This is a genomic window from Frankia nepalensis, from assembly GCF_016786325.1.
In the GTDB taxonomy this organism is placed as follows: domain Bacteria; phylum Actinomycetota; class Actinomycetes; order Frankiales; family Frankiaceae; genus Pseudofrankia; species Pseudofrankia nepalensis.
Map to the genome: position 1 here is coordinate 25,428 of NZ_JADWYU010000189.1, position 12,762 is coordinate 38,189.

The window sequence follows — 12,762 nt, forward strand, 5'->3', positions numbered from 1 at the left end:
GTGCGGGCCGGTGACCTCCCGCGGCATCCGGCGGCCGGTCGCGTAGTAAGGTTGACGCCGCTGCATCGGGTCCCACCGCGTGACGACCCGCGGTACCCGGTCTACGAGTGTCCGCCGCCCACAGGCGTGGCACCTATAGTCATGGCAACCAGGATGTGGCACCCAGACCGATGAGCTAGCCCCAACTCGACGACGAGGTTTCCCCGCGTGGCCAACATCAAGTCGCAGATCAAGCGCATTCGCACCAACGAGCAGGCCCGGCTGCGCAACAAGGCCGTGAAGTCCGAGCTGAAGACGGTGGTGCGCCGCTTCCGGGAGGCCGCCGACGCCGGTGACGTCGAGACCGCCACCGCCTCGCTGAAGGTCGCGTCCCAGAAGCTGGACAAGGCCGTCAGCAAGGGTGTCATCCACGCCAACCAGGCCGCCAACAAGAAGTCGGCCATGGCCAAGCGGCACGCGAGCCTTACCAGCTCCTGAACCACGGAAACTGACGAAAGCCGGGACGCGGACGCGTCCCGGCTTTCATCATGCCCGCGATCGGGAAAGCCCGAGAGGGCTGTACGCGGACCGAGGGACCCTCCTAGCCGAGGGTCCCTCGGTCCGCGTATTTCGCGTTCTCCCGGCGGATGCGTCGCCCGGACGGCCGCCCGTGCGCGCGACGCCGCCGGCCGGCGGCGTCCTGGCCGGCGGCGCCCTAGAGCTCGCCGACCGGAACGAACGCCGAGGGAGCGGCTGGCGGGGCCAGCGGGACCGGGATGGGCAGGGTGGCCGGCTCCTCGGCCCAGGGGTAGCGGATGTCGCCGGAGCGATACTCGGTCGTCCGTGGCGGCAGCAGCGCCAGGCCCTCCGCCAGTAGTCCCGCGTCAAACTGCGGATCGGTCTCCGCGCGGAGGTCCATGACGTCGTCGTCCATATGCCGGATTTTTCCGGGTGGACGACCACAAAGCCACGGCGACACGCCCAGCGTTGCCGCATTTGACCTCAACACTAGGTAAACACCCCGAGGCGTCCCGAGGGTTCCGTCGAATCCCGCGCGCGGAGGGCGAAACGGCCGGGGTGGTCACGTGGCCGGCCCGCGCGGGCCGGCCACGCGCCGATGGTGCCCGCTACCGGCGCGTTCGCCCCGACAGCCGTTCGGCGGGCGAGGCCGGCGGTGGGCTCCGGGCCCGACGTCACCGCGAAATCGGCGGAAATGCGCCTGCCGCGCGGATCGTCGCCGCCGGGCGGCCCATGCCGGGGAGCACACTGGAGGCATGTCCTCCAAGCCACCCGAGGGCCTGCCCGCGCCGGCCGACGGCGGACTGCCGGCCACGGCGCTCGCCGAGCTTCCCCTACGCCCGTTAGGGGTCTACATCCACGTGCCGTACTGCGCGAGCCGGTGCGGCTACTGCGACTTCAACACCTACACCGCGTCGGAGCTCGGCGGCGGGACGAGCGCGGCCACCTACGCCGCGACCGCCATCGAGGAGATCCGGCTGGCCGCCCGGGTGCTCGGACCCGGGGCCCCGCCCGTGGACACGGTGTTCTTCGGCGGCGGGACCCCCACGCTGCTGCCTCCCGCGGATCTCGCCGCCCTCCTCGCCGCCGTCGACGAGACGTTCGGCCTGCGCCCCGGCGCCGAGGTCACCACCGAGGCCAACCCGGAGTCCGTGGACGCGGCTTCGCTGGAGCAGCTGCGCGCCGCGGGCTTCACCCGCGTCTCGTTCGGCATGCAGAGCGCCCGGCCGCACGTGCTGGCCGCGCTCGACCGGCGGCACACCCCCGGCCGGCTGCCCGACGTCGTCTGCTGGGCCCGCAAGGCCGGATTCGACCAGGTGAGCGTCGACCTGATCTACGGCGCGCCGGGAGAGTCGGACCGCGACTGGGCGGCAAGCCTCGAGGGCGCGCTCGAGCTCGCTCCCGACCACGTCAGCGCCTACGCGCTCACCGTCGAGGACGGCACGAAGCTCGCCCGCCGGGTCCGCCGCGGCGAGCTGCTGGAGCCGGACGACGACCTGCTCGCCGACCGATACCTCCAGGCCGACGAGACGCTCACCGCCGCCGGGCTGTCCGCCTACGAGGTCAGCAACTGGGCCACCGGCCCCAGTGCCTGGTGCCGTCACAACCTGGGCTACTGGCGGGGCGGCGGCTGGTGGGGCGTCGGCCCTGGCGCGCACAGCCACGTCGGCGGGGTGCGCTGGTGGAACGTGCGCCACCCGTCGGAGTACGGCGACCGGCTGCGTGCCGGCCAGAGCCCCGCCCGGGCCCGCGAGGTCCTCGACCCCAGGGAACGCCAGCTGGAGCGGGTGATGCTCGGCGTCCGTCTCGCCGAGGGCCTGCCGCTGGCGGAGCTGACTCCGGCGGGCGCGGCCGCCCTCGACGAGCTGGTCGGCTCGGGTCTGGTGGCCCCGGAGGGGCTCGCCGACGGCCGGGTCCGGCTGACCCGGGACGGGCGCCTGCTGACGGACACGGTCGTCCGGGCGCTCCTGTCGGATCTCTGAACGCCACGGGCCGCCGCGTGCCCCGCTCGCGGGTGACCGCGGGATGAGCGGCGACCGCTGGGCAAGGATGGCTGACCCGACCGGCCCCCGCACGTTAGACTTGGCACTCCAGGTGGGGGAGTGCCAGAACAGATCGATCTCGCCACCCGCGGGCCCGAATGCGCGCACCATGGCATATGCGAAGAACCAGGGCGAGCGGGACGCGGGTTCTCGGGGCATGGCTGGTCGCTGACGGTCCCGCCGGCCCGGGTCTGGGCTGGATGACGCTGTCGGGACGGGAGGCACGCCGATGATCCCGGGCTCGGGACGTCACGGCCGCGCCGGCCCGGCCAACCGCCGGGTAGGTCCCGGTGGCCCGGTAGGCCCCGGTCCTGTGGTCACCGAGGGGGTGCGTGACGTGCTGGAGGAACGCCGGCTGGAGGTGCTGCGGGCGATCGTCGAGGACTTCGTGCTCAGCAACGAGCCGGTTGGTTCGAAGGCGCTCGCCGAACGGCACGCGCTCGGCGTGTCACCGGCGACGGTTCGCAACGACATGGCCGCGCTGGAGGACGAGGGATACATCACCCAGCCGCACACCAGCGCGGGCCGCATCCCGACGGACAAGGGCTACCGCCTGTTCGTCGACCGGCTGTCCGGTGTCAAGCCGCTGTCGCGGGCCGAGCGGCGGGCCATCCAGAACTTCCTCGAGGGCGCGGTCGACCTCGACGACGTCGTGCTCCGGTCGGTCCGTCTGCTCGCCCAGCTGACCCGCCAGGTCGCGGTCGTCCAGTACCCCTCGCTGACCTCCAGCCGGGTCCGCCACATCGAGGTCGTCCAGATCAGCCCCGGCCGGCTGCTGATCGTGCTGATCACGGACACCGCCCGGGTCGAGCAACGGATCGTCGACGTCGCCGAGCCTCTGGAGGAGGACGTCGTCGCCGAACTGCGCGCCGTGCTCAACCGGGCGCTCGGCGGGCGCCGGCTCGCGGACGCGGCCGCGGAGGCCGCCACGCTCCCGGAGGGGGCGAGCCCCGGACTGCGGCCGCAGCTCACGGCGCTGGCCACCGTCCTGATCGAGACGCTGGTCGAGCGGCACGAGGAGCGGATCGCGCTCGCCGGGACCGCGAACCTCACCCGCTCGGCCCTCGACTTCTCCGACTCGCTGCGGATGATCCTGGAGGCGCTCGAGGAGCAGGTGGTGCTGCTCAAGCTCATCGGCTGGGCGCGTGAGCCAGGTACCGTTACGGTGCGCATCGGTCGCGAGACGGACGTCGACGCTCTGCGTTCCACGGCCGTCATCGCGACCAGCTATGGCCGGGGCAACGCCGCCCTGGGCGGCATGGGGGTGGTCGGTCCCAAGCGGATGGACTACCCCGGAACGATGTCGGCCGTCTGGGCCGTGGCCAACTACGTGGGCGAACTCCTGGGCGCCGACTGAGGGGTAGTGGACTTCTAGCGGTGGACTTCTAAATGGCAGTGGACTACTACGCGGTGCTGGGCGTCGGCCGCGAGGCGACCGGGGATGAGATCAAGCGGGCGTACCGCAAGCTCGCCCGGGAGCTGCATCCCGATGTCAACCCTGACCCGGAGGCCCAGCAGCGGTTCAAGACCGTGACCGCGGCCTACGAGGTGCTCTCCGACCCGGAGAAGCGCCAGATCGTCGACCTCGGGGGCGACCCGCTCGCCCCCGGTGGCGGTGGCGGCGGCTCGCCGTTCGGCGCCGGTTTCGGCGGCCTCGGCGACATCATGGACGCGTTCTTCGGCGGCGGCGCGAGCCGCGGCCCGCGCTCCCGGGTCCGCCGGGGCAACGACGCGCTGCTGCGCCTCGAGCTCGACCTCGCCGAGACCGCCTTCGGGGCCAACCGCGACATCACGGTGGACACCGCCGTCGTCTGCGGGGTCTGCACCGGCTCCGGCGCCGCCCCCGGCACCGCGCCGACCACCTGCCAGACCTGTGGCGGCCGCGGCGAGATCCAGCAGGTCACCCGGTCGTTCCTCGGCCAGATGGTGACCTCGCGGCCCTGCGCGCGCTGCGCCGGGACGGGCACGGTCATCGAGCACCCCTGCCGGGAGTGCGCCGGCGACGGCCGGGTGCGCAAGCGCCGGACGCTGACCGTCAAGATCCCGGCTGGGGTCGAGGACGGGATGCGCATCCGGCTGTCCGGCGAGGGCGAGGTCGGCCCCGGCGGCGGCCCGGCGGGCGACCTGTACGTCGAGGTCTCCGAACGGGCGCACCCGATCTTCACCCGGGAGGGCGACGACCTGCACTGCGACCTGCGGCTGCCGATGACCGCCGCGGCGCTGGGCACGACCGCCTCGCTGGAGACGCTGGACGGCACCGAGACGATCACCGTGAAGCCGGGCACCCAGCCCGGCGAGGTGATCCGGCTGACCGGTCGGGGGGTGCCGCACCTGCGCGCCGTCGGCCGCGGTCACCTGCTCATCCACGTCTCGGTGGAGACGCCGACGAAGCTCGACACCGAGCAGGAGAACCTGCTGCGCGAGCTCGCCCGGCTGCGCGGCGAGGAGCAGCCCACGGTCGTCAGCGCCACCACCACGGCGACGGGCCTGTTCAACCGCCGCCGCGGCGGCCGCCGACGGTGAGAACCAGGCACGCGTGACGACGGCGCCGGTCTTCCAGCTGGCGCCGCTGCCCGCCGCCGACGTGTTCACGCTCGGTGGGCCCGAGGGGCGGCACGCGGCGACGGTGCGGCGGCTGCGGGCGGGGGAGCGGCTCGACGTCACCGACGGGGCGGGCGAGGTGCTGCGCTGCGAGGTCGCGGCGGCGCGGCGCGACGAGCTGGACTGCCAGGTGCTGGAGCGGGTGTCCGTGCCGGCGCCGGCGCCACGGGTCGTCGTCGTCCAGGCGCTGGCGAAGGGGGACCGCGGCGACCTGGCCGTCGAGATGCTCACCGAGGTCGGCGTCGACGAGATCGTTCCCTGGGCGGCGTCCCGGTCGGTGGTCCGCTGGGAGGGGGAGCGCGGCGCCCGCTCGGCCGCCCGCTGGGCGGCGACCGCCACCGAGGCGGCCAAGCAGGCCCGCCGGGCACGCTGGCCCGGCGTCGCCCCGCTCGCGAGCACGGCGGCCGTCGGCGACCGGCTGGCCGCGGCCGGCCTCGCGCTGGTGCTGCACGAGGACGCCACCAGGCCGCTCGCCGGCCTCGCGGGCCGGCACGCGCCGTGGCCGCCCGCGGGCGACATCGTGCTGGTGGTCGGCCCGGAGGGCGGGATCGCCGAATCCGAGCTCGCGGCCTTCGAGAAGGCCGGCGCCGCCGTCGTCCGGCTCGGCCCCACCGTGCTGCGCACCTCGACGGCCGGCGTCGCGGCGGCGGCCGTGCTGCTGGCCGCCACCGGCCGCTGGGACGGATAGACTCGGGTTCCCAGGTACGTACGCGTTTGTTGCTGTGTTGCCTGCGGGGGGGCGACCCCCCGCACCCCCCGAACGGGGGGTGGCTGGTGGGGCGACCCCCGCATCCCCTGAGCGGGGGGTGGTTGGTGGGGCGGCCCTCCGCATCCCCCGAACTGGGGGTGGCTGCCGGGGTGTGAGCCCCGGATCCCCCGAAAGGGGGGTGTCTGGCGGGCGCGGCCCTCCAGCTCCCGAAGGGGGGTGGCTGGCGGGGTGTGAGCCCTGGGTCCCTGAAAGGGGTGCTCGCCGGGGGGCGAGCTTCCGGTTCCTGAAGGGGGGTGCTCGCCGGGATGGGCTTCCGGTTCCCGAGAGGGGGCGCAGGGGGACAGGCCAGGTGGCGCCGGTGGGACACGCGGTACGGCAAACCGGCTGGACGAGACGTCCCGCCACGCGGCATGGTCGTTCCACCACACTGACCCGCATACCGACGATCCACATACCGACGAGAGGTGTCCCGGCCCCAGCGTGGCCGTTCCAATGCCCGAATCCGCTACTTCCCCGAGCGCGCCGCAGGTCACCCGCTTCGTGGTCCCCGGCCCGCACAGCATGGTCAGCCTGCTCGGCCACCAGGACGAGCTGCTCCGCGTCATCGAGCAGGCCCTGCACTCCGACATCCACGTCCGCGGCAACGAGATCACGATCACCGGGGAGCCGGCCGAGAACGCGCTCGCCGTGCGGCTGTTCACCGAGCTGTCCGCGCTGCTCGACGCGGGCACGGTGCTGACCTCCCAGCACATCGACCACTCCCTGGCGATGCTGCGGGGCGGCGGCGACGAGCGGCCCGCCGAGGTGCTCACCCTCAACATCCTGTCGAGCCGCGGCCGCACCATCCGGCCGAAGACGCTGAACCAGAAGCGGTACGTGGACGCGATCGACGACCACACGATCGTGTTCGGCATCGGCCCCGCCGGAACCGGCAAGACCTACCTGGCGATGGCCAAGGCCGTGCAGTACCTGCAGGCCAAGAAGGTCAACCGGATCATCCTGACCCGGCCGGCCGTCGAGGCCGGGGAACGGCTCGGCTTCCTCCCGGGAACCCTCTTCGAGAAGATCGACCCGTACCTGCGCCCGCTCTACGACGCGCTGCACGACATGGTCGACCCGGACTCGATCCCCCGCCTGATCCAGAGCGGCACCATCGAGGTCGCCCCCCTGGCCTACATGCGCGGCCGGACGCTCAACGATGCCTTCATCATCCTCGACGAGGCGCAGAACACCTCGGCGGAACAGATGAAGATGTTCCTGACCCGGCTCGGCTTCGGCGCGAAGATCGTCGTCACCGGTGACATCACGCAGGTCGACCTGCCGTCGGGCACCCGCAGCGGCCTGCGCGTCGTCCGGGAGATCCTCGACGGCATCGAGGACGTCCACTTCGCCAACCTGACCAGCACCGACGTGGTCCGCCACCGGCTGGTGAGCGAGATCGTCGACGCCTACTCGCGCTGGGACGCCGCCACCGGTGGGGGCACGCCCGGGCCCGAGACCGGCGCGCCCCGCCCGGCCAGGGCGGCCCGGCGGGATCGCCGGTAACGGGCCGGTAAGGAGACTCCGGATGTCTGTGTTCATCGCCAACGAGGCGGGCGAGGCCGAGGTCGACGAGGTGGCGCTGGCCGGGCTCGCCCGGTTCGTGCTGGACGCGATGAAGGTCAATCCACTGGCGGAGCTGTCGGTGATGCTCGTCGAGGCCGCCGACATGACCGACCTGCACGTCCGCTACATGGGCGAGGACGGCCCGACCGACGTCCTGGCCTTCCAGCAGGACGAGGCCTTCGAGTCGACCTACGCCGACACGGCGGACTCCGACCCGACGACCCTGCTCGGTGACGTCGTGCTCTGTCCGGAGGTGGCCCGCCGCCAGGCGCTCGCCGCGGGCCACCCCACCCAGCGGGAACTGCACCTGCTGTGCACCCACGGCATCCTGCACCTGCTCGGCTACGACCACGCGGAGCCGGCGGAGGAGCGCGAGATGTTCCGCCTGCAGGAGGATCTGCTGGTTCGCTGGGAGGCCGCGGTCGCGGTCGGCGCGGGCGTGGCCGGCACCGCCACCTCCTCCGGGACGGCCACCTCGGGCGCCACCGGCTCGGGCGCCACCGGTTCGGATGCCACCGGTTCGGATGCCACCGGTTCGGGCGCCACCGGTTCGGGCGCGGCCTCGGCCGGCCCCGGCGCCGGCTGAGCGCGGGCCAGGGAAAGCCAGGACTTCCTGATGGGGTCTGGGGATATTCCGCTCGTCCTGCTGGCCGCCGCCGCCGCCCTCGCGGCGGCCGCGCTCGGTGGGATCGACGCCGCGCTGACCAGGGTCTCCCGGGTCAGCGTCGAGGAGTTCGTCCGCCAGGCGCGGCCGGGCTCGCGCAAGCTCGCGCAGGTGGTCGCCGACCCGGGCCGTTACCTGGCGCTGCTGCTCCTGTTGCGGATCATGGGCGAGATGGTCGCGGCGGCCTGCGTCACGATCATCGCCGCGGGCGCCTATGGCACCGGCTTCGGCGCCGTGTTCCTCGGCGCCGCGCTCGCGACGCTCGTCTCCTACGTGCTCGTCGGGGTCATGTTCCGCACCCTCGGGCGCCAGCACGCGCCGACCGTCGCGCTCGCCGGCGCCGGGCTCACCGTCTTCCTCGCCCGGATCTTCGGCCCGCTGCCGCGGCTGCTGATCGCGTTCGGCAACGCCGTCACCCCGGGCAAGGGCTACCGCGATGGCCCGTTCGCCTCCGAGGCCGAGCTGCGTGACCTGGTCGACCTCGCCGAGGAGAACGACGTCATCGAGCCGGCGGAACGGGACATGATCGCGTCGGTGTTCGAACTCGGCGACACCCTGGTCCGCGAGGTGATGGTGCCCCGGCCGGACATGGTCTTCATCGAGGCCACGAAGTCCATCGAGCAGGCGATCTCGCTCGCGCTGCGCGGCGGATTCTCCCGCGTCCCGGTGATCGGGGAGAGCGTCGACGACGTCGTCGGCATCGCCTTCCTCAAGGACCTCGTCGGCCGCGAGCGTGACGGTGGTGGTGACGCGCCGGTCGAGGAGGCGATGCGCCCGCCGGCGCTGGTGCCGGAGAGCAAGCCCGCCGACGACCTGCTGCGCGAGATGCAGGCGTCGCGCACCCACATGGCGATCGTCATCGACGAGTACGGCGGCACCGCGGGCCTCGTCACCATCGAGGACATCCTGGAGGAGATCGTCGGCGAGATCGTCGACGAGTACGACACCGCGCTCCCGCCGGTCGAGTGGCTCGACGGCCACACCGCCCGGGTCACGGCCCGGCTCGAGGTGGAGGACCTCGCCAAGCTGTTCGGGGTGGACGAGGAGGACCTGCCGGGCGTGGGCGAGGTGGAGACGGTCGGCGGCCTGCTCGCCAGGGCGCTCGGCCGGGTCCCGATCCCGGGGGCCACCGCGTCCGTCGGTGGGCTGTCGCTCACCGCGGAGCGAGCCGCCGGCCGGCGCAACCAGATCGGTACCGTCGTGGTGCACCGTCAGGCGGCGGGCGGCGACCACGCCGACGCGGGCCGGGACGACGACGGCAAGGCCGGCCCCGCGGGGGAACAGCCGGGCAGGGACGCGAGCACACAGGCCGGCGGGGATGCCGGCAAGGAGAAGGGTGACGAGCGCGATGGGCAGCGAGGGCAGCGAGGGCAGCCAGATCACGCTCGCCGGTGAGAGCGGGCCGGCCGCGGTGACCGAGCCACTGGCCGCCGAGGACGCGAAGCTGGTCGTGCTCGCCCGCTCCGCCCGGCTGCGGGCCTACACCCCGCGCGGCGAGCTGGCCGAGGGCGCCGCCGTGCGCGACACAGACGGGCGCACCTACGCCGCCGCCACCGTCGGGCACGCCCGCCAGGAGCTGGCGACCGGCGCGCTGCGCGCCGCCGTCGTCGCCGCCGCGGCGAGCGGCGCCCGCCGGTTCGAGGCGGCCGCCGTGGTCTCGGAGAACCCGGCGGTGGCCGGCGACGACCTCGCGGTGCTCGCCGAGTTCGGCGCGGGTGTCCCGGTCTTTCTCGCTGGCCCGGACGGCGTCGCCCGGACCAGGGCGGTGGTCTGACGTGGCGGGCGAGTCCCGTGCCCCCACCGGGCGGGGCAGACCGGCCGAGACACGGGCCAGCCAGGCCGGGCCAGCCGGCCGGGCCGTGAGTGACGGGCCCGACCCGGCCGGCGAGCCGTCGTTCCGCTCCGGCTTCGCCTGCTTCGTCGGCCGGCCCAACGCCGGCAAGTCGACGCTGACCAACGCCCTGGTCGGCACCAAGGTCGCGATCACCAGCGGCCGGCCGCAGACGACCCGGCACGCGATCCGCGGCATCGTGCACCGGGAAGACGCCCAGCTCGTCCTCGTCGACACCCCTGGCCTGCACCGGCCGCGCACGCTGCTCGGCCAGCGGCTCAACGACGTCGTCCGGGCCACGCTGTCCGAGGTCGACGTGGTCGGTTTCTGCGCACCGGCGGACGAGCCCGTAGGCCGGGGCGACCAGTTCATCGCCCAGGAGCTGTCCCGGCTGCCCAAGCGCACGCCCGTCATCGCCATTCTCACCAAGGCCGACAAGGTGGCCGACCCGGACCGGCTTGGCGCCCGGCTGCTGGAGCTGGCCTCGCTCGGGGACTTCGCCGAGATCGTCCCCGTCAGCGCGGTCGGGCCGGCCCGGGCGCAGGGATCCCCAGGGATTCACGCCAGCGGATCTCCGGGGGAACGGTCGCCCGGCGGCAGCGCGGCCTACCAGCTCGACGTGCTCGCCGACCTGCTGGTCGCGCGGCTGCCGGCCGGGCCGCCGCTGTACCCGGACGGCGAGCTCACCGACGAGCCGGAGCTGGTGATGGTCGCCGAGCTGGTCCGCGAGGCGGCGCTGGAGGGTGTGCGCGACGAGCTGCCGCACTCGCTGGCCGTCGTCGTCGAGGAGATGCTGCCCCGCGAGGACCGGCCGGCGGACCGTCCGTTGCTCGACGTCCACGTCAACGTGTTCGTCGAGCGCCCCAGCCAGAAGGCCATCGTCATCGGCGCCGGCGGCTCCCGGCTCAAGGACGTCGGCACCCGCGCCCGGGGCCAGATCGAGGCGCTCCTGGGTACTCCGGTCTTCCTGGACCTGCGCGTCAAGGTCGCCAAGGACTGGCAGCGCGACCCTAAGCAACTGCGCCGCCTCGGCTTCTGACCAGGTCCTACCTCTGTTCGATCGCGCTGTGTCGAACATGCGACCATAGGAGAATGCCGGTCTATCGCGACGAGGGTGTCGTGCTGCGCACGATGCCGCTCGGCGAGGCGGATCGGATCGTCACTCTGTTCACTCGCCGAAACGGGCGGGTGCGGGCGGTGGCGAAGGGTGTGCGCCGGATGTCGTCGCGCTTCGGCGCCCGGCTGGAGCCGGCGATGTATGTCGACCTGCAGCTGCATCAGGGCCGCTCACTGGACATCGTCACCCAGGCCGACCTGCTCGGCTCCTACGGGGCGACGCTCGCGGTCGACTACGGCCGGCACACGGCCGCCGCGGTCATGCTGGAGACCGCCGAGCGGCTCACCAGCGAGGAGCGCCAGCCCGCGCTGCGGCTGTTCCTGCTGCTGGTCGGCGGGCTGCGCACGCTCGCGTCCGACGAGCACCCCGCGCCGCTGGTGATGGACGCCTTCCTGTTGCGCGCGCTCGCGGTCAGCGGCTACGGCATGGCACTCGACGACTGTGCCCGTTGCGGGGAGCCAGGCCCGCATCCGACTGTGTCGGTGGCGGGCGGCGGCGTAGTCTGCCCGCGGTGCCGACCACACGGCGCGGCGACCGCCTCGGTCGCCGCCGTACGGCTGCTCGCCGATCTGCTGCGCGGTGACTGGCCGGGGGCGGAGGCTACTGACGTCCGCACCAGACGGGAGGCGGCCGGGATCGTCGCCGCTTACCTGCAGTGGCATCTGGAACGAGGACTACGCGCCCTGCCTCACCTCGAACGAGCGTGACCCGGGGCGGTGACGCGAAGGCCGTGGCGAGGCGGCCGCGGCGCACCTGACCCCGGATGTGAAAGGCAAGGGACCAGGCACGAACATGGGAGTGGGTATGCGCGTCATCGCCGGGCCGGACCAGCGGGGAGGTGGACTGCCGGTGAGCCTGCAGGACAGCGCGGTCAGGCCGCGTCGGGACCCGCATCCGCATCCGTCCGGGGCGCGTCCGCCGGCGCTGCCGGCGCAGCTGGTGCCCCAGCACGTCGCCATCGTCATGGACGGCAACGGCCGGTGGGCGAAGCAGCGCGGCCTGCCGCGGACGAAGGGCCACGAGGCGGGCGAGGACGCGCTGTTCGACTGCGTCGAGGGCGCGATCGAGCTCGGCGTCAAGTGGATGTCGGTGTACGCCTTCTCGACGGAGAACTGGAAGCGCTCGCCGGACGAGGTGGCCTTCCTGATGCGCTTCGTCGACGGCGTGTTCGGCCGGCGCATCGACGACATGGACGCCCTCGGCGTGCGGGTCCGCTGGGCCGGCCGGCGCCCCCGGCTGTGGAACAGCGTGATCAAGCGGCTGGAGAAGGCCGAGGAACGCACCAAGAACAACGACCGGATCACGCTGGCGATGTGCATCAACTACGGGGGCCGGGCCGAGATCGCCGACGCCGCCGCCGCGATCGCGCGTGACGTCAAGGACGGCCTGCTGCGGCCCGACAAGATCGACGAGACCACCGTCGCCCGCTACCTCGACGAGCCGGACATGCCCGACGTCGACCTGCTCATCCGCACCTCCGGCGAGCAGCGGCTGTCGAACTTCCTGCTCTGGCAGGCGGCCTACGCCGAGTTCGCGTTCGTCGACACCCTCTGGCCCGACTTCGACCGCCGCAACCTGTGGGCCGCCTGCGAGGACTACGCCCGCCGCGACCGCCGCTACGGCGGCGTCGCCGCCAGTGCCTGACGCCGCCGCCCCGTCGTCGTATAAAAAAATGACGCGGCCCCCCCCAACATA

General features: G+C 73.4%; 13 protein-coding genes. 12 read left to right on the forward strand and 1 reads right to left on the reverse strand.

Translation table 11 applies throughout. From position 1 onward, the window contains the following. Positions 1 to 207 precede the first annotated feature (207 nt). The gene (rpsT, locus tag I6A81_RS28595; protein ID WP_203002763.1) at positions 208 to 477 is read left to right on the forward strand and encodes a 30S ribosomal protein S20; all 270 of its coding nucleotides are present in this window, start codon (positions 208 to 210) and stop codon (positions 475 to 477) included. Positions 478 to 694: 217 nt separating this feature from the next. Here rpsT and I6A81_RS28600 read toward each other — a convergent pair whose 3' ends face one another. Then, on the reverse strand, positions 695 to 913 hold the full coding sequence (locus tag I6A81_RS28600) for a hypothetical protein (RefSeq protein ID WP_203002781.1): 219 nt from the start codon (positions 911 to 913) through the stop codon (positions 695 to 697). A gap of 340 nt (positions 914 to 1,253) precedes the next feature. Between I6A81_RS28600 and hemW the strand changes: the two genes are divergently transcribed. The 11 genes from hemW (at position 1,254) to I6A81_RS28655 (ending at position 12,711) form a co-directional block, all read left to right on the forward strand. Continuing rightward, complete coding sequence (gene hemW / locus I6A81_RS28605; protein ID WP_203002764.1) at positions 1,254 to 2,480, forward strand: radical SAM family heme chaperone HemW; 1,227 nt, start codon at positions 1,254 to 1,256, stop codon at positions 2,478 to 2,480. A gap of 397 nt (positions 2,481 to 2,877) precedes the next feature. After that, positions 2,878 to 3,897, forward strand: coding sequence for a heat-inducible transcriptional repressor HrcA (gene hrcA / locus I6A81_RS28610; protein WP_203002777.1), 1,020 nt, complete (start codon positions 2,878 to 2,880; stop codon positions 3,895 to 3,897). A gap of 32 nt (positions 3,898 to 3,929) precedes the next feature. After that, entirely contained in the window at positions 3,930 to 5,063 is a 1,134-nt protein-coding gene (dnaJ, locus tag I6A81_RS28615) for a molecular chaperone DnaJ (RefSeq protein WP_203002765.1), read from the forward strand. A gap of 13 nt (positions 5,064 to 5,076) precedes the next feature. Then, positions 5,077 to 5,829 carry a 16S rRNA (uracil(1498)-N(3))-methyltransferase gene (locus I6A81_RS28620; protein ID WP_203002766.1) on the forward strand — a complete coding sequence of 251 codons (753 nt, stop codon included), beginning with the start codon at positions 5,077 to 5,079 and terminating at the stop codon, positions 5,827 to 5,829. A 513-nt stretch (positions 5,830 to 6,342) separates the two neighbouring features. Further along, complete coding sequence (locus tag I6A81_RS28625; protein ID WP_203002778.1) at positions 6,343 to 7,395, forward strand: PhoH family protein; 1,053 nt, start codon at positions 6,343 to 6,345, stop codon at positions 7,393 to 7,395. A 22-nt stretch (positions 7,396 to 7,417) separates the two neighbouring features. After that, the gene (gene ybeY, locus I6A81_RS28630) at positions 7,418 to 8,041 is read left to right on the forward strand and encodes an rRNA maturation RNase YbeY (RefSeq protein WP_238428990.1); all 624 of its coding nucleotides are present in this window, start codon (positions 7,418 to 7,420) and stop codon (positions 8,039 to 8,041) included. A 30-nt stretch (positions 8,042 to 8,071) separates the two neighbouring features. Then, on the forward strand, positions 8,072 to 9,514 hold the full coding sequence (locus tag I6A81_RS28635; RefSeq protein ID WP_203002767.1) for a hemolysin family protein: 1,443 nt from the start codon (positions 8,072 to 8,074) through the stop codon (positions 9,512 to 9,514). Beyond that, on the forward strand, positions 9,468 to 9,893 hold the full coding sequence (locus I6A81_RS28640; RefSeq protein ID WP_238429004.1) for a cytidine deaminase: 426 nt from the start codon (positions 9,468 to 9,470) through the stop codon (positions 9,891 to 9,893). The genes I6A81_RS28635 and I6A81_RS28640 overlap by 47 nt, the downstream gene beginning before the upstream one ends. A gap of 85 nt (positions 9,894 to 9,978) precedes the next feature. Next, entirely contained in the window at positions 9,979 to 10,989 is a 1,011-nt protein-coding gene (locus I6A81_RS28645) for a GTPase Era (RefSeq protein WP_203002768.1), read from the forward strand. A 53-nt stretch (positions 10,990 to 11,042) separates the two neighbouring features. After that, complete coding sequence (gene recO, locus I6A81_RS28650; protein ID WP_203002769.1) at positions 11,043 to 11,774, forward strand: DNA repair protein RecO; 732 nt, start codon at positions 11,043 to 11,045, stop codon at positions 11,772 to 11,774. Between the two features lie 142 nt (positions 11,775 to 11,916). Next, a complete protein-coding gene (locus tag I6A81_RS28655) occupies positions 11,917 to 12,711 on the forward strand; it encodes an isoprenyl transferase (RefSeq protein ID WP_203002770.1) in 795 nt (264 codons plus the stop codon). The last annotated feature ends 51 nt before the right edge of the window (positions 12,712 to 12,762 follow it).